Origin of the sequence: Mariniflexile gromovii, assembly GCF_017814435.1 — a bacterium.
In the GTDB taxonomy this organism is placed as follows: Bacteria; Bacteroidota; Bacteroidia; order Flavobacteriales; family Flavobacteriaceae; genus Mariniflexile; species Mariniflexile gromovii.
The window spans coordinates 29,172-54,241 of sequence record NZ_JAGJCB010000021.1; the positions used below are offsets into that span (position 1 = coordinate 29,172).

Genomic DNA, 25,070 nt, shown 5'->3' on the forward strand with positions numbered 1-25,070 from the left:
TGTTTGAGAATTTGTTACATTTTTTTGTTAGTTGTTAAGTTGTAAAACAGCTAAACGACTTTACAACATACAACTTAACTCTTAGCTTTAATGCTCCATTCAAAAACAAAGGTTGAAACTTCTAGTCCTTCTTCATTTACTCCTATGGATTTCATACTAATGGTTTGCCCCTCGCCTGTTTCAATGGCTTTGATAAGTGCTTCATCTATTAATTGTCCATCGTTACAAGTGAAGGTTATTTTACCGGTTGCTTTTTTAGTAAATGTAGCGGTGTTCGATGTGACTAACATAGACACCCGCTTACCTGAGGCTTTTATTTTCGTCATCATTAAAGCGCCCGTAGAAAACTCTGCCGCCATACCTTGCACTGCCCAAAACATGGAATTAAATGGGTTTTGATTTATCCAACGGTGTTTTACCGTAACCACGCATTTATTGGCATCTATAGATTGGGTTCTTACACCACAAATATATGCCGATGGCAACTTGAAAAAGGTGTAAGTATTTAGTTTTATGGGAGTTATATTCATTTATAATGATTTAATTTTTTACTAAGTTATGAAAATATTTTTCATCTTGAATTGTTAATTTTATGTTAAAATATGGTACTATGCGTAACATAATACCTTTTTAAAGACATATATTTGCATAAGAAACTATTATATGTTTTAAAATCATGTTAGATAATCATCAAAAAAACATTGCCACATTTATTCATTTATCAACCTTTAGTAGGTTTATTATTCCGTTTGGGAATTTTATTGGGCCTATTGTGTTATGGGTTGCTAATAAGGAAAAATCGGAGTTTGTGGACCAACACGGAAAACAGGCTATTAATTTTCAAATAAGCATGTTACTGTATGCCATTATTATTGGAACGCTTTCTATTCCGTTTTTTGTTTTCAACCTATTTAGTCATTTTGATTTTATAGATTTTAACGGATTTCATGATTTCCATATTAATATAGGTAAACCATCGGCTCTATTATATATAGGTGGCGCATTGGGCGTAGTTGCGGTTATTGCCTTTATAATAGAACTTGTTTTAATTGTTAATGCGAGTTTAAAAGCTAGGGATGGGGCATATTACAAATACCCATTTACCATTAATTTTTTAAAGTAAATGGCAAATATGCCGGCGTTAGGGATTGCAGTGGAAAGCCCACAGCGAGGTACGAGCGAGGACTTGTAACGTAAAGCCCGACCCGATAGGGTAACGCACAAAAGAGAAAAATAAAATTTCATCAATAAATCATCAAAAATCAATCAAAAAATGAACAGTTTCACAAAATTAAACGAATGACACCATGAAGATAGAGAACACAAAAGCACAAATGCGTAAAGGGGTTTTGGAATTCTGCATACTATCGGTCCTAAAGGACGACGATGCGTATGTTGCAGAAATTTTAGACACGCTAAAAGACGCAAAATTGCTAGTGGTTGAAGGGACTATTTACCCACTACTAACCAGATTGAAAAATGCTGGACTTTTAAACTACCGCTGGGAGGAAAGTACCTCTGGACCGCCTAGAAAATATTACGGATTGACGGAAACCGGCAAGTTATTTTTAACCGAATTAAACACCACGTGGAGCGAATTGCAAAACGCTGTGAACTTAGTAACCAACACCAAAAAACAACAAGAAAAATGAATAAAACAGTCAACATAAATTTAGCAGGCACTTTCTTCCACATTGATGAAGATGCATATTTAAAGCTGCAACATTATCTTGAGGCTATAAAACGTTCATTTACAGACTCTCAAGGTCGTAACGAGATTATTGCAGATATTGAGGCGCGTATTGCAGAGCTTTTTAATGAGCGTGTACAAAACGACAGACAGGTAATAAGAATTAAGGAAGTAGACGAAGTCATTTCCATTATGGGGCAACCGGAAGATTATTTGGTGGACGACGAGATATTTGAGGACGAACCACAAACGAGCTACGAAAGAAAATCATCGGCCTCAAAAAAGCTATTTAGAGATACCGAGAACTCTTATATTGGTGGTGTAGCTTCTGGATTGGGGCATTATTTAGGTATTGATACCATTTGGATACGTTTACTATGGGTATTATTAATTTTTGGAATGGGAACGGGCATCCTACTGTACATTTTACTTTGGATTTTAGTACCTGAAGCGAAAACAACAGCCGAAAAAATAATGATGACGGGCGAACCCGTGAACATTAGCAACATTGAAAAAAAAATAAAAGACGGGTTTGAGACCGTTACTGAAACAGTAAGCGATGTTGCAAAAAACGTAAGTGATTCGGTTTCGAACGCTGCTAAAAAAGTAGATTTTAACAAACAGGGAAACAAGATAAAATCGAGCTCTAAAACGTTTTTTGACACTTTAGCAGATGTTATTATGTTCTTCTTTAAAATAATAGCCAAATTTATAGGTATTATTTTAATTCTTGTTGGTGCCTTTGCATTGATTGCCTTAATTATTGGGTGGTTTTCAGTAGGTGTTGCGAATGTTGTAAACATACCAGGTTTAGACTTAATAGACATTGCCAATGCTGGTAACACACCTATTTGGTTGGCATCATTATTAGTCTTTTTTGCCATTGGAATACCATTCTTTTTCCTGTTCTACTTAGGCTTAAAAATTCTAGTAAACAACCTGAAATCTATAGGTAATATTGCAAAATTCACGCTTTTAGGTTTATGGTTAATTTCAATTATTGGATTGGTGGTTATGGGTATTAGGCAAGCCAGCGAACATGCTTTTAACGAACGTGTTATTGAGAAACAAGAACTGTTAATTACCGCTAACGATACTTTAGAAGTAAAAATGACTGACAATGATTTATTAAGAAATCGATACGACAGACATGATTCTTTTAAAGTAGCCAGTAATGAAAAAGGTGAAAAAACCATTTACAATTCAGACATCCTTATTCTTGTTAAATCAACTACCGATTCGTTAGCACATATAAGTATTGAAAAAAGTGCCGATGGCAGAGACTATGAAAAAGCCATTGAACGCGCCAAAAACATCCATTATAATTATACCTTAAAAGGAAATGAATTAAACTTAGATCCTTATCTATCTACCCTTTCCAAAAACAAATTTTCCGACCAAGAAGTAACCGTTATTTTGTATTTACCTGAAGGAACTGTTGCTAAATTTAACAACAACACAAAGCATTTTTTAAACTATAGAATTCCATCAAACTATGTAAACCATTATTTAAATGTTACTGAAGAAGGTATTATATGTAACGATTGTGATGATGATGAATTTGAAGTAAACATTGATGTTCCTAATGTTAAAATAGATAAAAACGGTATAGAAATTAAAGGTGATAAAAGCCATTTGAAAATTAACGATGAAGGCATTAATGCCGAATCGGAAGAAGTGAAATTAAAAATTGATGGCGACGGTATAAATATTAAATCCGATAATTAAACATTTCAGCACTAAAAAACAACAGTTCAGGTATTTAAGTTACTAATCAAAACCAAAAAATTAGATATTTGAACAACAAAAATCATCAATCAAGGCTGTCTGAAAAAGTGTAATTGCACGTCATAATGAGCTTGTCGAAAAATTTTAACTTATTAATAATCAATATAGGTTTCGAAAAGCTCAAACTGACAAAGCAAATACAAAAACACTTATTCAGACTGCATTAAAAACGAACAGTTATGACAACATTAGTAAAAATTATTGTAGCAACTATAGTAAGCTTAAGTTTATTCTCCTGCAATTTTAACTTTGGCGTAAAAGGAAATGGACATGTTACTGTTGAAAACCGCCCAATAAACATCCCATTTACAGCCATAAAAGCTTCAGAAGGTTTAAATGTGGTTTTAACACAAAGTGACGACGAAAGTATTAAGGTTGAAGCCGATGACAATTTACAAGATCTTATTATAACCGAAGTTATTGATAATGTTTTAAAAATTCATACTAAAGAAAACATTGGCAATTGCATTTCTAAAAAAGTTATAGTAAACTTTAAAGATGTTACCAGCATTATAGCTACTAGTGGCAGCGATGTAAAATCTACCAACACATTTACCATTAAAGATTTGGATTTAGAAACCACAAGTGGTAGCGATATGGTTTTGGATGTTAATACCGCTTCATTAAATTGTAAATCTACCAGTGGCAGCGATTTAAAACTATCTGGAAAAACCATTAAACTTATTGCAGAAGCAACCAGCGGTAGCGCTATAAAAGCTGCCGATTTAACAGCTGAATCTAGCCAAGTTAAAGCAACCAGTGGTGCCAATATTACGGTAAACACCTCCAAAGAATTAACGGCAAACGCTAGCAGTGGTGGCGACATTAAATACCTAGGAAACCCAGAAATTGTAAATAAAAGCGATAGCTCTTCTGGCAGTGTTAAAAAACAATAACCATTTACAACCAACCAAATTTTAAAAACAGGAGGTTGTCTAAAAAGTCTATATATTGTCAAACTGAACTTGTTTCAGTTTTTAACAAATATTGATTATCAACGAGTTAAGATTCTGAAATGAATTCAGAATGACACTTATTGAGACTTTTTAGGCAGCCTCTTTGTATTAATCTTCATCAGGTTTGGCCAATTGAAAATTGGGGTGTCCAGATTGCCAATAAAAGAAAGCAAACATGCCTGCTAATTCATTTATAGTATCTGTTAGTTTGGTGCCTCCACCATGGCCACCTTCAAAGTTAGTTAAAAATAAAATGGGTTTATCAGAGGTATTGGCCGCTTGCAATTTAGCTGCAAACTTTGCAGGTTGCCATGCTATAACACGTGGATCATTTATTCCAGCCGTAATTAACATAGCAGGGTATTCAGTATCAGGCTCTATGTGATGATAAGAATCCATTTCCAATAAACCTTTAAATTCTTCAGGATCTTTAACCGTACCAAATTCAGGTGTGTTTACGGGTCCGTTTGGAGTTTCTTCCATCCTAACGGTATTCATGGCTCCTACCATAGGCGCTCCTGCAACAAATAAATCTGGGCGTTCTGTTATAGCCCTTCCAACAAAAATTCCTCCAGCACTTCCTCCAAAAATGGATAATTTACTTGGAATGGTATAGCCTTCGTTAATCAAATATTCTGCCGTTGCAATGCCATCTTTCCATGTATTAGGTTTTGTTTCTTTTTGGCCTGCTCTATGCCATGCTTCGCCCAACTCTCCACCACCTCTTACATGTGGCACCACCAACACACCATTGTATAAAGTATACGCCAATGTGATAGGGCTAAAAAACGGATTAGTAGAACTACCATAAGCACCATAAGTGTAGATTACCGTAGGGTTTTGCCCATCCATTTCTATGTTCTTTTTATGAATAATGGAAACTGGCACCATAACGCCATCGTGAGATCTAACCATAACTTCTTTAGCTATCAAGTTATCTAATTCCGGATATTCCACAGGAGTTGATAATTGTTGATGCGTAAATGTGTTTGTTGCTGGATGATATAAAAACCGTTTGCTTGGAGATGTCCAACCTGAAATGGATATCCAAATTTCAGATGATTCGCTATTTTTACTTTCCAAATCAACTTGACCCGCCGCAAATGGTAATTGAAGTTTTACAGGAACTTTTTTATTGTTAGGAAGAAAATACACATTGGCTTCTACCCCATTTTTCATAACAGCATAATAGAGTCCATCTTTAGTAACTTCTAAATCGGTTATCATTTCAGATTTAGATTCTGAAACAATAGTTTTAGCATTCGAAAAAGCGGGTGCCTTTAGTGACGCTTTCAAAATTTTATAATTGGATGCATCTTTGAAAGAAAGAAAATAAATATATTTATTATCGACGTCAAAATTAACAACGTTATTAATTCGCTCCATTAATATTTTCCATTTCGTGTTTGAATCGGATTGAGGTTCTTTATAAAATACTTCCAAACTATTATCTACGGAAGATATAAGCAGTAAATCTAAATTTGATTCTTCAGAGTAAATTACAATAGGATATTCTTCACTTTCAATAGGAACTTCGGGATGCAATTCAGATGAAAAAACCAAAGCGTCTGCTTCTTGTTCGGTTTCCATTTTATGAATATAAACCTTTGTAAAAACCCCTCTATTCATATCTGTTACATCGGGAGAATTTAACTTATTGTAATAGAATTCTTTACCGGATTTTAACCATGATATACCTGAAGCCAAATGCAATATTTCGGGAAATCTTTCTCCGTTCTCTGTAAAAATCAAAGTCTCTGGATTCTCAGAACCGTTAGCTGCAACGGTTACAGCTATTTTATCTCCTTGTATATTAGGGCTAATTGATTGGATAGCATATGTTTCATCAGTACCTTCTTTATAGGTTTCTGGATCAAAAAAAAGAGATTCTTCTCCTTCATAGCCATTTCGTTTATACATTTTAGCAATCTCTTCACCAGGGACGCGCTTTAAATAATAGTAAACATTACTCTTGGTAATTTTTAAACCATTCACTGAGGAAGCTCTCCTATCTATCAACTCCATCATTTTATCAAATAATACCTTTTTTCCTGAAATACTATTTAAAACGGAGGATGCATAATTTGCGTTTTCTTTCATCCATGAAACAACTTCTGGATTACTTAAATCTTCCATATATTGATATGGATCTTCTAATGTTATGCCATGATATTGGTTAGTTACAACTTTAACTGGAGCTAAAGCTGGCTTAATGGATTCTTGCGCATTTATAGCAAAGCCTACCACCATTAATACAGTACTTAATATTTTTTTCATAATAATTTAATTATCAACAGTTTAACCTTAAAAATAAATTATCAAAAAACTCTTAGGAATAGTCTTCAATTTACAAAAATAAAGCATGCCTTTATAAATTAAAGGAACCTATTTTTTTTCGTAGAAGCTTAAATTAAGGTTTAGTATGGTTTTTGCTTATCTTTGTTAACACAACAACTTTCTTTCAAATCGATGAATAAACCATTTTTCACTATTTTATTTGTTTTATTTTTCTGCTTTATTTCTGAGGCACAAAAACCCGAAAAAGTAAAAGGAAATAAAAATGTGACCGTCATTCAAACAGAAATCAACCCATTTCATACCATTATTGTTGATGAAGATTTTGATATTGAAATAATTTATAACACCGTACCTTCCGTAACTATTGAAACCGATGAAAACTTACATGAATTTATAAAGTTTAATGTGAGTAACGGTGTTTTATCGTTTGATAAAACTGCAAAAATCACCTCAAAAAAAAGATTGAATATAACCGTTAATTATGATGATAGTTTAAACAATATTAAAACCACCGATTCTGGCGAAATACTGTCGTTAACTACCATGGATCTGGAAAATGCTATTCTTATAACAGAAGGTTCTTCAAAAGCGGGTTTAACTATAAAAACCACCAATTTTGAGTTTCAAAGTAATGGGAAATCCAAAGTGAAGCTTAATTTAACCTGCGAGAATGCAAAACTATCATTAACCGATAATAGTAAAATTGACGCACTAATATACGCGCCTGTAACCAATATCGATTTATATCAACATGCCAGCGCCAATATTGAAGGGGAAACCAATGAATTTGGATTAAGAACCGATAATTCTTCAGGGTTTAATGGTAAAAATTTTACTGCTACAACTTGTAACACTTTAAACGAAATGTCCAGTGACGCCTTTATAGAAGTTACAGATACCGTAACTATTGATGCTTCGGGTACCAGTAGTGTTTATTTGTATGGAGAACCTAAAATTATTATAAATAAACTTAGGGGCACTTCTAAACTTCAAAAGAAAGAAAAATAATAGCAATACACTATACTAGAATTTGAACTATTATAATATTTTATTTTTCTATAACTCCCAATTGAAAATGGATTTCAATTTTATCATCTACAGAAATGAGTCCGAAAATTTTTTTAGGTGCTTCTAGATTATAATCGGATAAACTTATTCTTAAGTCTCCAGCAATTCGCAAGGTTTCGTTATTTTTAACCTTTACAGGAATTTTATAGCTTTTGGTTATTCCAGCAATTTCAATATTTACCAGTGCGTGAACATCCAAGGTGTTTTCAATTTGACTAATTTCCTTTAAATACAATTTAATTTGAGGATATCTATCGGCTTTTAGAATTTTTTGAAAATCGCTATTTATAGCTTTTCCTCCGCAGTCGAAACAATCAGTTTCTAAAATTAATGCGGTTTTATTGAAAACCATTTTATCACTTTTCAGGTGATACGTTACCTGTATTGGGTTTTTAAATTTATTAATATTAAATACACAAGAAAAGTTACTTACATTGGTAGTACCCTTCACAAACAAAGAACTTTCTGCAGTTATAACAACCGATGTGCTTTTACTAACCGAGTCTCTAGTTGTAAAAGCTACTGCTGTTAAAATAGCAATTAAAAATACAAACTTCTTGATAATCATCATATTAAAACTAATATTCGTAAATTTTATTATAAAATACAAGTCTCAAAAGTAAGTGCCAATTTTAATTAATTTAATGGAATACCTACCTTTGAGACTTGTTGGGGTTTTAATTGTTTTTATATTAGAAACTTATGGCAGCTTCAATTACAAGACCGTTAAACTTACCATCTTCTAACAAGTTTCCAGTTGGGTAATCGTTATATTTTTGGTTTACATATTCAGCTTTTAACAAGATGTTTTTTGTCATAAACCAACCAGCACCTAGTTGGAATCTGTTTATGCTTACATCATCGCCACTAGCTAATTCAGCATTTACAGTATTGTATCGAGTACCTAAATAAACGTTCTCTTTAGCACCAAATCTATAGATAAGTTCACCTGCGTATTGTGTAGCTTTTCTTCTATCGGCTTCAGTTAAAGCTCTTCCTGAAGTTAACTCAACAGTTCCAAAAACTTCCAAACCTCCATATTTTAAGAAAGGATTAATCATAACTGCAGTAATTTTGTTTTTGAATCCTGGGTCGAAACGTCCAGATCTAAAGTTATCGCTAGTTGCAGTGGCATCTTGCATCACACTGTAATATCTAGAACCTGCTCTGTCTGCTGTGTATAAATAAACAGATGGTGCGTATCCTGTATTATATAAAGAGCCAGATAATCTAAATCTAAAATCGTCGTTAATTTGTTTATCATAACCTACTTTAGCTAAAAATGCAGCGCCTCCTGTAGTACCATTTGCTATCTTAACATTTTGGTTAAGTTTACCGTTAGAGAACCCAATCATTCCGAATAATCCACTATTGCATTGGTAAAAAACTTCAGCGCCTACTTCGGTTGTAAAAGAATCCATAATTAAGTTTCCAACAAACGGATTGAAAAGTGTTTGTGCATTATCACTTCTTCTAAAGTGCGCATCACCGTAGTTATTTTCCATGTGTCCAATTTTAATAGTGGTTTTTTTCATAAGGTCTTCCAAAAAGCCTTCACTAATAAAATTTAATTTATCAATTTGGAAATATCCACCTTTAACATAAGGTTCTGGGTGGTGTCTAGAAGATAGATATGTTCTTAAATGCATTCTAACACCATCATAAAGTGCCACGTCTAAATCTAAATTGGCAGTTGCTAAGTTAAAATTGCTTCCAATTTCGCCTAAAGGAACAGCTCCAGAGTTCTCATTGTCCAAAGCTTGGAATTGAAGTGTAGAAGCACCACCAACTCTAACTTTTACACCATCAAAAGTTGTAACAGTATCTTTACGCGTCTCAAAAACACCTATACCATCTTGGTCTTGTGGTTGAAAATTATCTAAATTTCGGTTTTGGGCATTTATACCGAACCCTACTAATGCGATTCCTAAGAATATTGCTTTATTTAATATTGATTTCATGATTTTTGTTTTTTATTTGTTGATTATTTATATATGGTTGAAAATTTAATTGTTATATCATCACCCGTTGTGATGGTGCCTAATAAAGCTGTTGGAGGATCGATTTTAAAGTCGGTCATTTTAATTTTCTTTTCACCTGTAAGCGTAATTTTACCGTCTACTATGCTAAGAGAAAACTCTAAAGGAATGCTTTTTTTAACTCCAGAAATACTTAAGTTTCCTTCTGCTTTAATTACAAATTTGCCATTTCCTTTATTTACTGTTTCTTTTACACTAGTTAATTGAAAAGAAATATTTTTGTGGCTGCTTGTATTTAAAGCTTTATAGGTGTTTTTATCCATGCTAGACTTACCACTTTTAAGGCTTTCTGCAACTATATTAATGGTACATGACTCAATTTCACCTGCTTCAAGACTTTTAAAAACTATTTTTCCACTTTGTTGTTCGGCAGTTAAGTGCCAATCGTGTAAACTTGAAGTTCCTAAAACCGTTAATGTAGATTCTTTGTTTACTAAATTAAATTGTTGGGCTTGGATTGAATGAGATGTGAAGACTAAAAGAAGCATAAAGCCAAAAACTCTTTTAAACATTTTAATATTGCTATTCATAATTTTGATTTTTATTATGAAGCAAATTTCTTAGTTAAGCAAGTATTAAAATATGATAATAGTCATATTACTAATTTTTTGATTCTAGGCAAGTAAATTTTCACCACAAAAAAAGAGGCCCACAGCACATTGAAGACCTCTTAAATAACTAAATATCAATTTAGTAAAACGTAAAATTCATTTTAATTAATGGACCAAAAAAAATGACATCAAATTAATTAGTTAAGAAAAAATTTTAAAACTTTGTTGATAGAATAGTAATTCCTTTTGAATTTAGTAGCATGTCTTTTCCCCAAATAAACACATCGTTATTCACAATATTTTTCAAAGTTTTTCCATATAAACATATTTCTTCAAAATGTTCCAGATTAATAGTTATTGGTTCTTCATTTTTGTTGATAATAACAGCTACCGTTTCATTTTCAAAAATTCTAAACAATAAATACGTGCTATTAAATGGAGCAAAATGGATGGTTTTTCCTTTGTGTATGGCTTTACTTTTTTTACGATACAGCAATATTTGTTTTATAAAACCTTGCATATCTATTTGCGCATCGGTTAAACCTTTTCCTGTAAACGCATTTACGGCATCGCCTTCCCAACCACCTGGAAAATCACTACGAATTAAACCGTGATCGCCTGGGTTTGCGGAATCGTTCATTAAAACTTCGGTGCCGTAATAAATTTGCGGTATTCGAGGTAAAGTTAAAATATAACCCACTGCCATTTTATTGCTCAATAAATCTTCATTTAATTGGGTAAAAATGCGGCTCATATCATGGTTATCGGGAAAAACCATAATGTCTTTTGGTGTTGCGTAGTGAAAGTCGTTTGCCAACCCTTCATACATTTTAACCAAGCCTGTGTCCCAGTTTTCTTGTTCATTTAAAGCGTTTACAATTTGACGTTGCATTGCAAAATCCATAGGGGATTTTAAGTTAGATTTATAACCATCCCTATTAATAGCGCCTTTTTGCCAATATCCAATAATTAAAGGGTTGTAACTCCATTCTTCGCCAACAATATTAAAATTGGGGTATTGTTCCATGATAGCACCCGCCCACCGGCTCATAAACTCTTTATCAGAATATGGATAGGTATCTTGACGAATACCACCTAAATTGGCAGTTTCAATCCACCAAATACTGTTTTGAATGAGGTAGTTTGCCATAAATGGGTTGCGTTGATTTAAATCGGGCATCCCAGACATAAACCAACCATCATTCATTTGTTCACGGTCTTTTCTTGAAGCGTAAATATCTTGGTTAATGGTACGTCTGTGATTGGATGTAATGATGGCTTTTTTATCCCACGAATCTTTGTTTTCTTCATAGTGATCCTGATAATTAACCCAATCATGAAATGGTAAATCCTTCATCCACCAATGTTCCAATCCGCAATGGTTTGCCACTTGATCCATAATAAGTTTCATCCCTTTTTCCTTGGTTTTATGTGCCAACTCTAGATAATCTTCTAAAGTTCCAAACCGAGGATCGATTTCATAAAAATCGGTCATGGCATACCCATGATATGAACCACTGGGCATATTATTTGTTAATACAGGGCATGACCAAATGGCGGTAAATCCCATACTTTCTATATAATCCAAATGATTGATAATTCCTTTAATATCGCCACCATGTCGCGCATAAGGATTGCTTCTATCAATGGTTTTTTCTAATAAATCTTCATTAATTTCGTTGGAAGGATTTCCTTTTGAAAATCGATCTGGGGTGATAAGATAGATAACATCTGAACTATCAAACCCTACAAAATCTTCAGCAGGTTTTTTTCTCGATTTCAGTTCGTAGTTTTGTTCTATAACATCACCATTATCCAACTTAAATACAATATTGAATGCACCTGCCCTGGTTGTTTTATCTATTTCTAAATCTATAAATAAGTAATTATCACTATCGCCTTTATGTACACTTTTTATGGTTACACCCAAATAATTTATTTCAGGTATAGCCATAGATATCATTGGGTGCCTTACCAATAACTGTAATTCAGAATTTTTAAACCCTACCCACCAATTGGAAGGCTCTATACGTTCAATATCATTTCGTTTCACTATTATAAAAATTTTATGGCTTTAATTTTAATCCACTAAACAGTAAATATAAAACCTTAGCAACTTAATAAATATAATACAACTATTATTATTTGAAATGAAATTTCATATATACAATCTATTTTTAATAAAATCTTTAAATGAAGTACCTAAAAAAACACTTTTGGCAATATTCACTGGATACTATGTTTTATAAATAATTAGTATCAAAATAAAAATTAAAAAAAAACATTTCTAATTACGACAAAGCCAACATTAAAAAAGCTGCCATAGAAGCCCCGATAATAGGGCCCAAAATAGGAATCCAGGAATAACCCCAATCACTTGAAGCTTTATTTTTAATAGGAAGAAGTGCGTGCATAATTCGTGGACCTAAATCCCTCGCCGGATTAATAGCGTACCCTGTTGTACCACCTAATGACAAACCTATAGCCCAAACCAAAAAAGCAACGGGAACAGCACCTAAAGAACCTAAGCCTATTATGGTTTGTGTATCATTAATAGTTGCATTTGTAAAATATAGAATGGTGAAAATCAATACAAAAGTACCCACGATTTCACTAATTAAATTTGAAACCGTATTCCGAATTGCCGGTGCTGTACAAAAAACCGCTTTTTTGGTAGCGCCATCATCAGTAGCCTCGAAATGGTTTTTATAAACCAACCAAACAGTTGAAGCACCTAACATGGCACCTATCATTTGTGCTACAATATAAGAAGGTACCGACTCCCAAGGAAATTTACCAGCAATAGCTAACGCAATACTAACCGCAGGATTAATATGAGCACCACTATATGGCCCAGTTACAACCACCGCTACATAAACAGCCAATGCCCAACCTGCTGTGATAACAATCCAACCACTATTATTACCTATTGTTTTATTTAAAACGACGTTGGCAACTACGCCACCTCCTAATAAAATTAGTAAAGCTGTCCCTATAATTTCTGCTATAAATGGTGTCATAATTATTTATGTTTTGAAGGTTGATATACGATTTTATTGCTTTTAACTATTGAAATTCGTGAATCGTGAATCGTGATGCGTAATTCTTAATTCGTAATTATTTTTATTACAATTTTGACCAATATTCCAAAGCATCAATAGCTTTATACCAACCTTTAATTTCCTTATCAATGATATCTCTTTCTGTCGTTGGTTTAAAAGACGTATCGGTTTGCCATATTTCCTGAATTTCCTCAGCACTTTCCCAATAACCAACAGCTAATCCCGCTAAAAATGCTGCACCCATAGCAGTCGTTTCCACCACTTTAGGACGTACTGTTACCGTATTCAACACATCTGCCTGAAATTGCATAAGGGTGTTATTTACCGTAGCGCCACCATCAACCCGTAACTCTTTTATAGAGATCCCCGAATCGGCTTCCATCGCTTTTAATACATCCATGGTTTGATACGCCATAGATTCTATAGCAGCACGTGCTATATGGGCATCGGTACTACCTCTAGTCAACCCAAAAATAGTTCCTTGTGCATGTTGGTTCCAATGTGGCGCTCCTAATCCTGCAAATGCTGGCACAAAATAAACCCCATCAGAACTTTTAACGGAGCCCGCTAACTTTTCAACATCATCAGAGGTTCTTATTATTTTCAAACTATCGCGCAACCACTGAACCACAGCGCCAGCAATGAAGATACTGCCTTCTAAAGCGTAGTGGGTTTTTCCATTAATTTTCCACGCTACTGTGGTTAATAAGTTGTTTTTTGAAACTATGGGTTTCTCCCCAATGTTCATCAACATGAAACAGCCTGTGCCATAGGTATTTTTAACCATGCCGGGTTTGGTACACATTTGCCCGAATAAAGCAGCTTGTTGATCGCCTGCTATTCCAGAAATTGGAATGTTGGCATCATAAAACGTCGATTTTGTATGCCCATATACTTCGCTAGATTGTTTAACTTCTGGCAACATACTTTTAGGAATGGTGAGCAACTCTAGCAACTCATCATCCCAATCCATGGTATTGATGTTGAACAGCAAGGTTCTTGATGCATTGGAAACATCGGTTACGTGTTGATCGCCTTTGGTGAAATTCCAAATCAACCAGGTATCAATAGTTCCTAAAATTAAGTCTCCCGCTTCGGCTTTTTTTCTTGCACCTTCTACATGGTCTAAAATCCATTTTACTTTGGTGCCCGAAAAATAGGAATCAATTACCAATCCTGTTTTTTCTCTTATCAAATCACTTTTACCTTGCTTTTTAAGCTCATCGCAATAATCGGAAGTTCTTTTATCTTGCCACACAATAGCATTGTAAACAGGCTTTCCGGTGTTTTTATCCCAAACCACAACCGTTTCACGCTGGTTGGTAATTCCAATAGCCGCCATGTTTTCAACATTCAAACCTTTTTTTGCAATAGCTTCGGCTGCAACACCAGCTTGTGTGGACCAAATTTCATTAGGGTCGTGTTCCACCCAACCTGGTTTTGGAAAATATTGGGTAAATTCTTTTTGTGCTACAGATACGATGCTTCCTTTTTTGTCGAAAACAATAGCTCGGGAACTGGTTGTTCCTTGGTCTAGGGCAAGTATATATTTTTCCATAGTAATTAGTTTTATTATTTAGTTGGTAGTTGGTGTTAGTTGGTTTTTGGTTGATTAGTGGTTGGTTGTTAAAGAACTTCAACTTAACACCTCCACGACAAACGTCTTAACTTTCTTTACAATACATATTGATTTGCTATTTTGGTACATTCATTAATTTGCTGTAATTCCCATATATCATCTTTACCTAATTCATTTGCTAATATTTTGGTTACCATAGGAATTATTTCTAAAGTAGCTTTAGCATCTAAAAACAGTGTACGAACTCTTCTTGCCAAAATATCTTCCACAGTTCTTGCCATTTCATATCGAATGGCCCAAATAATTTCTGCTTTGGTATAAGGAAGCCGTGGGTGTAGTGTATCTCCTAATTCTGGAGTTTCCCTGATTAATTCTTGAATAGCAGCCTTATCACTTCCATAAATATATTGATGCTGTGTTTTATCAATTGAATCCATAGCCCCATGGATTTTTACACCTTTTGTTTTACAGGGTTTACTTTCTAATTTCCCAATGGAAATAGCTTTATTCACGGTGTCTTGAGCCATACGTCTATAAGTTGTCCATTTACCGCCCGTTATGGTAATCAATTCAGAATTTGAAACAATAATTTTATGGCTTCTTGAAATTTCTTTGGTTTTTTCAGACTTATTTTTGGGTGCTGACAATGGGCGTAAACCTGCAAAAATGCTCAACACATCTGCCCTACTTACCATTTTTGTTAGATAACTGTTTGCTGTATCGATAATGAAATCTATTTCTTCATCTAAAGCTTTGGGCTCTAAACTATGGCTATCAAGCAAGGTATCGGTAGTTCCAACCACTATTTTATCATGCCACGGCACTAAAAACAATACCCTGCCATCGTTGGTTTTTGGAATCATAATCGCATCGTTTCCTGGCAAAAATGATTTATCTAAAACCAAATGTATGCCTTGACTTGGGCGCACCATGTTTTTTGCTTCAGAATTATCCATTTTCAGAATTTCATCAGTAAAAACACCTGTAGCATTTATAACCACTTTAGCGTTTAAGGTATAGGAAACTTTTGTTTCAGTATCTTCTGCCACCACGCCATTTACTATTCCTTTGCTATTTTTTGTTAGCTGATTTACTTTAAAATGATTTAAAACAGTCGCTCCGTGCTCTATAGCCGTTTGTGCTATATTTACTGCTAATCTGGCATCATCAAATTGACCATCATGATATACCACACCGCCTTTAAGTTTTCCGTTTTTAATGGTACTTAATCTTGAAAGTGTTTCTTTTTTATTAATTCGAATGGAGGTTCCAAAACTTAATTTACCTGCCAAAGCATCGTAAATTTTAAGTCCGATTGTATATTTAATCGTATCAAACCAATTATAATTTGGAATGATAAAAGACTGATTATTTGCCAAATGAGAAGCATTTTTTAACAACAAACCTCTTTCGTACAACGCTTCTTTAACCAAATCGATGTTGCCTTGTGCCAAATAGCGCACCCCGCCATGAAGCAATTTTGTACTCCTACTCGAGGTGCCTTTTGCAAAATCCACTTGTTCCAATAACAGTGTTTTAAACCCTCGCGTGGCACTATCTAAAGCAACGCCCAAACCTGTGGCACCACCTCCAATAATTATCACATCCCAATTGGTATTTGCTTCCAATTGCATTATGAGTGTTTCTCTTTTAAAAATATTGTTCTCTTTCAATAGTTATTTTTTGATGTGATTTTATGTTTTTTATTCTGTCACTGAAAATGTTGCTTTTAATTTAGCGTTTGAATCGCCTCCGACCCATACATTAAAATCGCCAGGTTCAACCTCCCATTTTTTGTTGATGGTGTAAAACTGAAGCTTTTCAGCATTAATTATAAAGTTAACGGTTTTTGTTTCACCAGCTTTAATCATTATTTTTTTGAAGTCTTTTAATTCTTTTATTGGACGTGTTAAACTTCCAAATAAATCTCGGATATATAGCTGAATCACTTCTTCACCATCTCTAGTTCCTGTATTTGAAACTTCAACAGATAATTTGATTTCTCCGTTTTTTGCGATTTCTTTTTTATCCAATTTCAAGTTTTTATATTCAAAAGTGGTATAGCTCAACCCAAAACCAAAAGGATATAAAGCGGTTTTTGGTGCATCTATATAACCCGAATACGTAACATGACTTGGGCTATAAGGCCTACCTGTATTTTTTTGGTTGTAATATAAAGGTTCTTGCCCTACGTTATGTGGAAATGAAACCGGTAATTTACCCGACGGATTATAGTCTCCAAACAATACATCGGCAATGGCATTACCTGATTCTGAACCTAAAAACCAACATTCTAAAATAGAAGGAATATTTTTTGCTGCCCAAGAAATATCCATGGGTCTTCCGTTCATTAAAACAATTACCACGTTTTTATTCACTTTGTAAACGGCTTCCAATAATTGTTGCTGTACACCGAAAAAACCAATATTAGTCTGACTTCTACCCTCGCCCGTTTGAAAAGCATCCTCTCCTATTGCCAACAAAACAACCTCAGCTTTTTTAGCGGCTTCAACAGCAGCAGGAATACCCGAAGTATCCGTATCATTAAATTTTAAAGGATGTAAAAATTGGTTTTCTCCAGGTTTTACGGTAGGTATGGTTAACTCAGCTCCCTTTTCATAATAGACTTTGGTTGTTTTACCTACGGCATTTTTAACACCTTCTAAAAGTGAAACTGCCGAATTGTATGTACCTTTTGCTCTCCAGTTTCCTAGCGGTGCATCTTTATCGTTGGCAAGCGGCCCGATAACTGCAATACTTTTTATGCTTTTGGAAATTGGTAACAGTTTCGTTTCATTTTTAAGTAAAACGATGGATTTTTTTGCACCATCGCGAGCAATGGCCAAATGTTCTTTGGTGTAAACATCGTTTTTTTCGCGTTCTTCATTGCAATATTTATAAGGGTCATCAAACAAACCTAATTGAAATTTCAACCGTAAAACACGCTTTACGGCATCATCCAATTGAGCCATAGTTATTTTATTTTCTTTCAACAAGGTTTCTAAATGTGCTTCATAAGCATACGATTCCATATCCATATCGCTACCGGCATTCAACGCTATTTCACTGGCTTGTTTTTTATCTTTGGCATAACCGTGTGCTATCATTTCTCCAATAGAACCCCAATCGGATACTACAAAACCATTCCAACCCCAATCCCTTTTCAAAATATCTCTTTGCAGCACTTTATTTCCTGTGGAAGGAATGCCATCTATATCGTTAAACGAATTCATAAATGTAGCCACACCAGCCTCTGCCGCCGCTTTAAATGGTGGCAAAATGGTGTTATGCAATTCGTATTCACCAATATTTACAGTATTATAATCCCTTCCAGCCTCTGCAAATCCGTAGCCCGCAAAATGTTTTGCACATGCGGCAATAGTGCTTGTTGAAGATAAATCGTTTCCTTGAAAGCCTTGAATACGAGCCACCCCTATTACAGTATTCAAATAAGTGTCTTCACCAGCACCTTCCATAATTCTGCCCCAGCGTGCGTCTCTAGACACATCAATCATGGGTGCAAAGGTCCAGTGGATCCCTGAAGCAGCAGTTTCTTTAGCAGCAATGGCAGCGGTTTGTTTGATGATATCTAAATCCCAACTGGCGCTTTCACCCAGTGGAATTGGGAAAATGGTTTTGTAACCGTGAATGACATCATACCCAAAAATTAATGGTATTTTAAGTCTGGAATGTTCCATAACTATTTTCTGGGTTTCCCGAATGGTTGCTACTGAAGCGATGTTCAACATGGAACCAACTTCGCCATTTTTAAGTTTGTCTAATTTATGCTGATCGCCATTAGAGGATGACGGACCAGTAGCATCCCACTTACCGCTGTATTGTACCAACTGTCCAATTTTTTCATTCACACGCATAAGTGCTAAAACAGAATCTACTTTTTGTTCTGTTCTTGCATCTAAATGACTGACTGCATAATCATGCTTTTCACTAGTGACACGTTTCTTAAAGCTATATAATAAAACAGCTATGAGTAGTATTGGAATGAATAATAGGATTTGTTTTTTCATTTTTTTGCGCTTGTTTCTATCCATCGGACATAACTTTTAATACTTGCCAATATTGGTATCACACCAGTTTTGGTAAGCAGTTTCTAATTCTTTTACTTTATCGGGATATTGGGTTGATAAATCAATTCTTTCTCCAGGGTCTTCTTCTAAATTGAATAATTTTAACGTAAAATCATCTCTAATAGGCTTAATATATAAATTACTTGGTCTGCCTTTCCAGTGTTCTTCATTGGTGTTTGTTAATTTCCAATCGCCTTTTCTAACGGCCCAGGTTTTTTGCCATTTCCAAACCAACACCCTGTCTTTTTCTGGTTGTAATAAATTGATACCATCAATGGTATTATCCGTTAATTTAATACCAACTGCCGATGCAATGGTTGGTAAAATATCCATAGCGGACACATACGCATTTTGGGTTTGACCAGCAGCAATTTTTCCAAGCCAGCTTATTGCCATGGGCACCCGAATACCACCTTCCCAAATGGAGTATTTCCCGGCAGTCAACGGGCTGTTATTGGCACCATTTAAAGGTGTTCCGCCATTATCAGACAAAAAGATGATGAGCGTTTCATTATCTAAACCTTGATTCTTAATAGATTCTAAAAGCTTTCCAATATTATCATCCAAACAATTCAAATTTGCTAAATAATATTTTCTCAAATCTTCATCTTGAATATCGCCTAACCGCGAATATTTATCATAATACGCCGCATAACTCCCGGGTTTATGTTTCGCATAAGCCATTAAACTATCAGGATCATAATTGGGAATGGGTTTCACATCATATTTGTCTAAATATTTCTGTGGGACTTCATGAATTAAATGATGCACCGAATTGTAAGCCAGCGTCAAAAAAAACGGCTTGTCTTTAGATTTTTGAATGTACTGAATAGCCTCGTCTGTTAAAATATCCGTCAAATAGCCTTCATCATAACTTTTCACGCCATTATTGTGCATTAACGGGCCTAAAACAGCACTCGTTCCGTTAGGATCGGGCGTTCTATCTTTCATTTCTTGCGAAAGCAACCAATAGTCGTGCGCATGGGCACTAAAACCTAAAAACTCGTCGTAACCGTGCTTTAAAGGGTATTCCCTAACATCATACTTATGGAAATTTTTCCCTAAATCGTTCTTCCCAATTCTAGCCGTGGCATACCCCGCTTCTTTTAAATATTCAGCAATGGTTTTAACCGAATCGGGCAAACCAGGTCCCCAACTGGCATATTTATCCCATCTAATTTGGTTTTTCCCCGTGAGCATACCCACTCTCGACGGACTGCAAACAGGCGCCGTAGTATATGCTTGGGTAAATACCATCCCCGATTTTGCCAACTTCCCCATATTGGGCGTTTCTGCCGAGGTATCATGGTTTTTAAAAGGCTCAAAATCAGCATATCCTTGATCGTCCACAACAATCAAAAGGACATTAGGTGCCTTATCTTTTTTTACAGACTGCACATTATTTTTACAAGAAAACAAACCAAAAAACAGCGCAATAATGAGTATATTTTTCATGTGTTTATTTAATTAGTTTATAATTTGGGCGTTACCCTTTGGGTCGGGCTTTCCGCTACAAGCCTCGCGCTCCCGAAATTTCGGGACCGCTGTGGGCTTTCCGCTGCAATCCCTAACGCGGAATTACCAGCTATCATTTAGACCAATCCAAGTCTATGTTGCATTAAAAATATCTTTTCAATACCCACTTCGACAAGCTCAGTGTGACATATAGTTATTCATTTGTATTTCAATTAAATGACAACTATTTTTCGTATTAAAAAATTCTATTTTAAAGTAAATTCAACATACACCGGAAAGTGGTCCGACGGATATTTCAACTCTTTAGAATCACTCAAAACCGCTTGTTTGTTTACCTTAAGGTTTTCAGATTTTGATATAAAAACGTAATCAATCTTTCGGGTTACCGCTTCATTAAATTTAAAACCATTGAATGTTCCGTTAGGCCCAAACGTTAATTTGGCAGCTGTTTCGGTATTCAGCATATCTTCCAATAAATTTTTAATCAGCAAACTATTCAGTTCTACATTAAAATCGCCCATCAAAATCACAGGATAATTTTTGGTATTCACTTCCACCATTTTTTTCTGGATTTGCTTGATACCGTTTAACTTTGCCTGCTCGCCCACATGATCTAAATGCGTATTGAAAACCCAAAATTTCTTTTTGGTTTTTAAATCGGTAAACAAACCATAGGTGCAAATTCTTGGATAAGCGGCATCCCAACCTTTTGAAACTTTTTCAGGTGTTTCAGAAAGCCAAAATGTGTTTTCGTTTTCAACCTTAAACTTTTTGGTATTGTAAAATATGGAAGAATGCTCCCCTTCACTGCCGCCGTCCCTTCCTAAGCCAATAGTATTATAATTTTTTAAGGCTTGTTTTAAGTCACTCATTTGGTTTGGTCTTGCCTCCTGTACCCCTAAAATATCTGGAGCAAAAAACAGCACTTGCGAACTTAAAAAGTCTTTTCTGTGTGTCCATGCATTTTCACCATCGGAAGCCACATCCAAACGAATATTATACGTCATAGCGCTAAAATTTTGACTTTGGCAACTTGTAACGCTTAGCATAACAATGAGTAATAATCCTAAATATTTTTTCATATGCTTATTCTTTTTTTTGAAAAACTCTAACGTAATCAATCATCATTTTTTGAGGAAACACACTGTCGTCAATTCCTTTTTGTCCACCTAACATACCACCAACGGACACGTTCAATATTAAATGAAACTTCTGGTCGAATGGCCATTCCGCTGTTGTTTTATGCTCGTTTTCAATTTGATTATAAACCACATCATCTAAAATAAAATCCATTTTTTCTGGTGTCCATTCTAAAGCAAACACATGAAAAGTATCATAAGGCTTGTCTATGAATATTTTTTTGCCTCTTTCGGTGCCAATCATGTGGTTATAGGCTTTGGTATGGATGGTTCCGAATATAGAATCGGGATTAAAACCCACATGCTCCATAATATCTATTTCGCCACTTTCTGGCCAACCTACTTGTTTTCTGTTTTCACCAAGCATCCAAATGGCGGGCCATAAACCAACGCCTTTTGGCAATTTTGCTTTCACTTCTATACGTCCGTATTTCCATGATGCCAATCCATCAGTTTTTAATCGTGCCGAGGTATATTGTGCGGTATCAATTTCGGCAACATATTTTAACCAACTTTTCTTCTTTAATTCCTCGTTACCATAATCTTTATTGGCAATTTTCTCTTTATGGGCTTCAATAATTAAATGACCGTTTTCTACTCTAGCGTTTTTTAAACTATCGGTAAAATATTGTTTTTCTTGGTTGCTTATAAAGCCATAATCGTAAGCCCATTTGGTGTTATCGGGTTTGCCTTTATAATTAAACTCATCGCTCCAAACCAACTTGTAACCTTGTTTTGTTGGGCTCTTTGCTATTCTTTCAAATAATAATTCGGGCTCATCGGTCGTGATAAAATCAAAATCGTTTGCCAATAACCAATCCATATCTTCAGTGGTATTGGCTACCCAAGCATTCAATATCAATCCATGTTCTTTAGCACCATCAATCCATTGCGGACGTATTTTATACTTATAAACTAGGTAGTCCATACCCGTTATGCCATCTTCTTTTAAACGTTCGGGTGTTTTAGAACCATCTAAATATTGTGTTTTAGCATTTGGATCTAGCTCTTTTACTTTTTTTAGAATTTCATAACTAAAACTGATGTATGTTAATATGAAAGGTTCCGCATTTAATGCTTTAACCATTTTCACCACTTTCTCTGCAATAACCAAATTTTGTCCTTCTGTTTTAGAAGGTTTTATTTCGCATACCAAACCTGTACCTGTATTGTTTTGCATACCCACCAATAGATATTGTTCTAAAGTTGGCAACGTTTCACCATTAGAAAGTTTGTGTTTGGATAATTCTGCATAGGTGGTTTCTTCTACAACCAAATTGTTATAATCGGCATCGTGGGTAACAATAAGTACATCGTCCGAAGTCATTCTAACATCAAACTCAGACCCTACACAGTTAAATTCAATAGCACGTTTTAATGATGCTATGGAATTTTCCGGGAGATTATTCGTTTTCCATGCGCCACGGTGTGCAATTACAGGATTATCTGCAAAAGCAACCATATCCTTTTGAAAAGTGGCTTTACAGGAAATAAAACCTATTACTACTATACATATAAATAAATACCGCATTGCTTCTTAAATAATGGCTCTTATAATGCCATCTTAAATCTATTTCATTATATATTTTATTAAGATACAAGGGCAGTTAATTGCCCTTATATCTTAAACCTGCTATTAATCAGTGAGAAACTATAATCTCTTGTGATAAATATTAAAAAATTTTAATTATTGTAACCATCATTTTGAGGGTAGTTAGGCCCAAATAAATCGATATCATCTTGAAAGATGGGCATATTTATATAATGGTCTTTCCAATTTAATCTAGAGTCTTGGGCACCGTTATAATACGTTGGGTAATAAGGACCATCTCCAGAATATGTTCTCATTTGATAGTTCATTACTTCTTGTCCGAACCTTTTTAAAGTAAACCAACGTTGTCCTTCAAAAGCCAATTCGCGTGCATTCTCGTCTAAAATATCTTGTAATGTTAAACTGGTAAATTCTGCTGCTTTGGCTCTTTTTCTAATAGCATTAAAATAAGGTAAAGGATCTCCGCTACCAGATCTCAATATGGCTTCAGCGGCTATTAAATAGGTTTCCGCCAATCGATACACCATAATATTACTTCTTTGTGTATAGGAATTAGGATCGTCATCCTCTTGAGCAAACTTAAGGCAAGAAGGCGATATAAAACGATAATAATTATTCACTTCGGAAGCACTTGGAGTTGTACTAGTAGACGTTTCTCTACGTCTGAATGCAGTTATTTGTTGTCCTGATCTAGGGCCTTTATTGTAATAGTATTTTAATCTGAAATAGGTATCATCATCTCTTGTGTCATTTGGATCCTGTTCCAAAAGACCTAATAAATAACGATTTGGTCTAATACGCGCAAAGCCTCTTCCTCCTTGAGATATATCAGAATCAACTTCGGCACCACCATCTAACTGGAAGTATTGGGCTGTATAATATGCATTAACCATATTGGCACCACCACCACCTAACACATCATCTTTAGCTTGAATAACAAATAATTGTTCTGAGTGATTTCTATCGCCTTTAAATACATCAGCAGTAGTAGGTACTAATTTATGAGGACTATTAGGGTTTTCTATAACATCTAACGCTTGCGCTTTGGCTTCTGCCCAATTGCCTTCAGTCATGGCCACTACGGCTTTAACATGTTTAGCTGTTCCTTTAGATACACGGCCAAAAGTTACATTCCAATCCAAATGCTCTATAGCAAAACTTAAATCACTATTTAACAATGCATATATTTCTTCTTTTGAAGATTTATCTTGAATAACAATAAAGGCATTATCAACTGTTACAGATTCTGTAGTTACATAAATGTTATTATACATTCTGTATAACATAAAATAAGCTTCGGCCCTAAAAAATTTGGCTTCTGCAATAATTTGATTTCTGGACGCTTCACTTACACCTTTAACCACTTCTGCCGCATTGATAATATCGGTGGCTTTGGATGCTATTTTATAATAATTTTTCCAAAATAGCCTTGACATAAATTGCGCTCCCAAATCGCCACTAGGTGCAATATTTCTTGTGTATCTTCCTATATTACCTGCATAACCAGATCTGGTTAAACTTAAATCAGCTAAAGCGGATAAGATTACCCCACCCATATAATCTTGTTCATTTATATCATAACGATCTCTGTTAAAATTGTATAAACTTACAACACCCGCTTGTAACCCAGCTTCTGTGTTGTACACATAACCAGAATCAATTAAGGTACTTGGTTGTTCTTCCAAAAACTCCTCGCACGATACCGTTGTGAAAAGTGCTATAAATACCAGCAAACAAGCTGCTGTCCTTTTATAAAAATGTTTTGTATTCATAATATCTATATT

General features: G+C 34.8%; 19 protein-coding genes. 5 read left to right on the forward strand and 14 right to left on the reverse strand.

Annotated elements, in window-relative coordinates; all coding sequences use genetic code 11:
* Window positions 1-74: 74 nt before the first annotated feature.
* A complete protein-coding gene (locus tag J8H85_RS16250; protein WP_209656363.1) occupies window positions 75-530 on the reverse strand; it encodes a DUF4442 domain-containing protein in 456 nt (151 codons plus the stop codon).
* A 146-nt stretch (window positions 531-676) separates the two neighbouring features.
* On the opposite strand from J8H85_RS16250, the gene J8H85_RS16255 reads away from it, so the two are divergent.
* The 4 genes from J8H85_RS16255 to J8H85_RS16270 all read left to right on the forward strand — a co-directional run bounded on the left by J8H85_RS16255 (window position 677) and on the right by J8H85_RS16270 (window position 4,374).
* Entirely contained in the window at window positions 677-1,123 is a 447-nt protein-coding gene (locus J8H85_RS16255) for a DUF4870 domain-containing protein (protein ID WP_209656366.1), read from the forward strand.
* Between the two features lie 184 nt (window positions 1,124-1,307).
* On the forward strand, window positions 1,308-1,652 hold the full coding sequence (locus J8H85_RS16260) for a PadR family transcriptional regulator (protein WP_209656368.1): 345 nt from the start codon (window positions 1,308-1,310) through the stop codon (window positions 1,650-1,652).
* Complete coding sequence (locus J8H85_RS16265; RefSeq protein ID WP_209656370.1) at window positions 1,649-3,418, forward strand: PspC domain-containing protein; 1,770 nt, start codon at window positions 1,649-1,651, stop codon at window positions 3,416-3,418. Before J8H85_RS16260 ends, J8H85_RS16265 begins: the two co-directional genes overlap by 4 nt.
* A 239-nt stretch (window positions 3,419-3,657) precedes the next feature.
* Window positions 3,658-4,374, forward strand: coding sequence for a head GIN domain-containing protein (locus J8H85_RS16270; RefSeq protein ID WP_209656372.1), 717 nt, complete (start codon window positions 3,658-3,660; stop codon window positions 4,372-4,374).
* Between the two features lie 168 nt (window positions 4,375-4,542).
* Here J8H85_RS16270 and J8H85_RS16275 read toward each other — a convergent pair whose 3' ends face one another.
* The gene (locus J8H85_RS16275) at window positions 4,543-6,711 is read right to left on the reverse strand and encodes a prolyl oligopeptidase family serine peptidase (RefSeq protein WP_209656374.1); all 2,169 of its coding nucleotides are present in this window, start codon (window positions 6,709-6,711) and stop codon (window positions 4,543-4,545) included.
* Window positions 6,712-6,903: 192 nt separating this feature from the next.
* Here J8H85_RS16275 and J8H85_RS16280 point away from each other — a divergent pair, with 192 nt between their 5' ends.
* Window positions 6,904-7,740: a GIN domain-containing protein gene (locus tag J8H85_RS16280; RefSeq protein ID WP_209656376.1), complete on the forward strand. Its 837-nt coding sequence runs from the start codon at window positions 6,904-6,906 to the stop codon at window positions 7,738-7,740.
* Between the two features lie 40 nt (window positions 7,741-7,780).
* On the opposite strand, the gene J8H85_RS16285 is transcribed toward J8H85_RS16280, so the two are convergent.
* From J8H85_RS16285 to J8H85_RS16340, 12 genes are all read right to left on the reverse strand, one after another.
* Window positions 7,781-8,371, reverse strand: a complete 591-nt coding sequence (locus tag J8H85_RS16285) for a YceI family protein (RefSeq protein ID WP_209656378.1) — start codon at window positions 8,369-8,371, stop codon at window positions 7,781-7,783.
* A gap of 121 nt (window positions 8,372-8,492) precedes the next feature.
* On the reverse strand, window positions 8,493-9,761 hold the full coding sequence (locus tag J8H85_RS16290) for a hypothetical protein (protein ID WP_209656379.1): 1,269 nt from the start codon (window positions 9,759-9,761) through the stop codon (window positions 8,493-8,495).
* 23 nt (window positions 9,762-9,784) lie between these two features.
* Window positions 9,785-10,369, reverse strand: a complete 585-nt coding sequence (locus tag J8H85_RS16295; RefSeq protein WP_209656382.1) for a YceI family protein — start codon at window positions 10,367-10,369, stop codon at window positions 9,785-9,787.
* A 235-nt stretch (window positions 10,370-10,604) separates the two neighbouring features.
* Window positions 10,605-12,455 carry a glycoside hydrolase family 13 protein gene (locus tag J8H85_RS16300; protein WP_209656404.1) on the reverse strand — a complete coding sequence of 617 codons (1,851 nt, stop codon included), beginning with the start codon at window positions 12,453-12,455 and terminating at the stop codon, window positions 10,605-10,607.
* 226 nt (window positions 12,456-12,681) lie between these two features.
* Complete coding sequence (locus tag J8H85_RS16305) at window positions 12,682-13,410, reverse strand: MIP/aquaporin family protein (protein WP_209656384.1); 729 nt, start codon at window positions 13,408-13,410, stop codon at window positions 12,682-12,684.
* 106 nt (window positions 13,411-13,516) lie between these two features.
* Window positions 13,517-15,010: a glycerol kinase GlpK gene (gene glpK / locus J8H85_RS16310; protein WP_209656386.1), complete on the reverse strand. Its 1,494-nt coding sequence runs from the start codon at window positions 15,008-15,010 to the stop codon at window positions 13,517-13,519.
* A 116-nt stretch (window positions 15,011-15,126) separates the two neighbouring features.
* A complete protein-coding gene (locus J8H85_RS16315; protein ID WP_209656406.1) occupies window positions 15,127-16,665 on the reverse strand; it encodes a glycerol-3-phosphate dehydrogenase/oxidase in 1,539 nt (512 codons plus the stop codon).
* Window positions 16,666-16,734: 69 nt separating this feature from the next.
* The gene (bglX, locus tag J8H85_RS16320) at window positions 16,735-19,059 is read right to left on the reverse strand and encodes a beta-glucosidase BglX (RefSeq protein ID WP_209656388.1); all 2,325 of its coding nucleotides are present in this window, start codon (window positions 19,057-19,059) and stop codon (window positions 16,735-16,737) included.
* Between the two features lie 36 nt (window positions 19,060-19,095).
* On the reverse strand, window positions 19,096-20,574 hold the full coding sequence (locus tag J8H85_RS16325) for a sulfatase family protein (RefSeq protein ID WP_209656390.1): 1,479 nt from the start codon (window positions 20,572-20,574) through the stop codon (window positions 19,096-19,098).
* Between the two features lie 266 nt (window positions 20,575-20,840).
* A complete protein-coding gene (locus tag J8H85_RS16330; protein WP_317195022.1) occupies window positions 20,841-21,602 on the reverse strand; it encodes an endonuclease/exonuclease/phosphatase family protein in 762 nt (253 codons plus the stop codon).
* A gap of 79 nt (window positions 21,603-21,681) precedes the next feature.
* On the reverse strand, window positions 21,682-23,265 hold the full coding sequence (locus tag J8H85_RS16335) for a glycerophosphodiester phosphodiesterase family protein (RefSeq protein WP_209656394.1): 1,584 nt from the start codon (window positions 23,263-23,265) through the stop codon (window positions 21,682-21,684).
* Between the two features lie 152 nt (window positions 23,266-23,417).
* Window positions 23,418-25,058 carry a RagB/SusD family nutrient uptake outer membrane protein gene (locus J8H85_RS16340; protein ID WP_209656396.1) on the reverse strand — a complete coding sequence of 547 codons (1,641 nt, stop codon included), beginning with the start codon at window positions 25,056-25,058 and terminating at the stop codon, window positions 23,418-23,420.
* Between the last annotated feature and the right edge of the window lie 12 nt (window positions 25,059-25,070).

Excerpts from the sequence above, each read along its gene's own strand:
- J8H85_RS16280 (WP_209656376.1), top strand. The coding sequence starts at position 6,904 with ATGAATAAACCATTTTTCACTATTTTATTTGTTTTATTTTTCTGCTTT.
- J8H85_RS16250 (WP_209656363.1), bottom strand. The coding sequence starts at position 530 with ATGAATATAACTCCCATAAAACTAAATACTTACACCTTTTTCAAGTTG.
- J8H85_RS16260 (WP_209656368.1), top strand. The coding sequence starts at position 1,308 with ATGAAGATAGAGAACACAAAAGCACAAATGCGTAAAGGGGTTTTGGAA.
- J8H85_RS16255 (WP_209656366.1), top strand. The coding sequence starts at position 677 with ATGTTAGATAATCATCAAAAAAACATTGCCACATTTATTCATTTATCA.
- J8H85_RS16270 (WP_209656372.1), top strand. The coding sequence starts at position 3,658 with ATGACAACATTAGTAAAAATTATTGTAGCAACTATAGTAAGCTTAAGT.
- J8H85_RS16285 (WP_209656378.1), bottom strand. The coding sequence starts at position 8,371 with ATGATGATTATCAAGAAGTTTGTATTTTTAATTGCTATTTTAACAGCA.
- J8H85_RS16290 (WP_209656379.1), bottom strand. The coding sequence starts at position 9,761 with ATGAAATCAATATTAAATAAAGCAATATTCTTAGGAATCGCATTAGTA.
- J8H85_RS16340 (WP_209656396.1), bottom strand. The coding sequence starts at position 25,058 with ATGAATACAAAACATTTTTATAAAAGGACAGCAGCTTGTTTGCTGGTA.
- bglX (WP_209656388.1), bottom strand. The coding sequence starts at position 19,059 with ATGAAAAAACAAATCCTATTATTCATTCCAATACTACTCATAGCTGTT.
- J8H85_RS16315 (WP_209656406.1), bottom strand. The coding sequence starts at position 16,665 with ATGCAATTGGAAGCAAATACCAATTGGGATGTGATAATTATTGGAGGT.
- glpK (WP_209656386.1), bottom strand. The coding sequence starts at position 15,010 with ATGGAAAAATATATACTTGCCCTAGACCAAGGAACAACCAGTTCCCGA.
- J8H85_RS16265 (WP_209656370.1), top strand. The coding sequence starts at position 1,649 with ATGAATAAAACAGTCAACATAAATTTAGCAGGCACTTTCTTCCACATT.
- J8H85_RS16305 (WP_209656384.1), bottom strand. The coding sequence starts at position 13,410 with ATGACACCATTTATAGCAGAAATTATAGGGACAGCTTTACTAATTTTA.
- J8H85_RS16335 (WP_209656394.1), bottom strand. The coding sequence starts at position 23,265 with ATGCGGTATTTATTTATATGTATAGTAGTAATAGGTTTTATTTCCTGT.
- J8H85_RS16325 (WP_209656390.1), bottom strand. The coding sequence starts at position 20,574 with ATGAAAAATATACTCATTATTGCGCTGTTTTTTGGTTTGTTTTCTTGT.
- J8H85_RS16295 (WP_209656382.1), bottom strand. The coding sequence starts at position 10,369 with ATGAATAGCAATATTAAAATGTTTAAAAGAGTTTTTGGCTTTATGCTT.
- J8H85_RS16330 (WP_317195022.1), bottom strand. The coding sequence starts at position 21,602 with ATGACGTATAATATTCGTTTGGATGTGGCTTCCGATGGTGAAAATGCA.
- J8H85_RS16275 (WP_209656374.1), bottom strand. The coding sequence starts at position 6,711 with ATGAAAAAAATATTAAGTACTGTATTAATGGTGGTAGGCTTTGCTATA.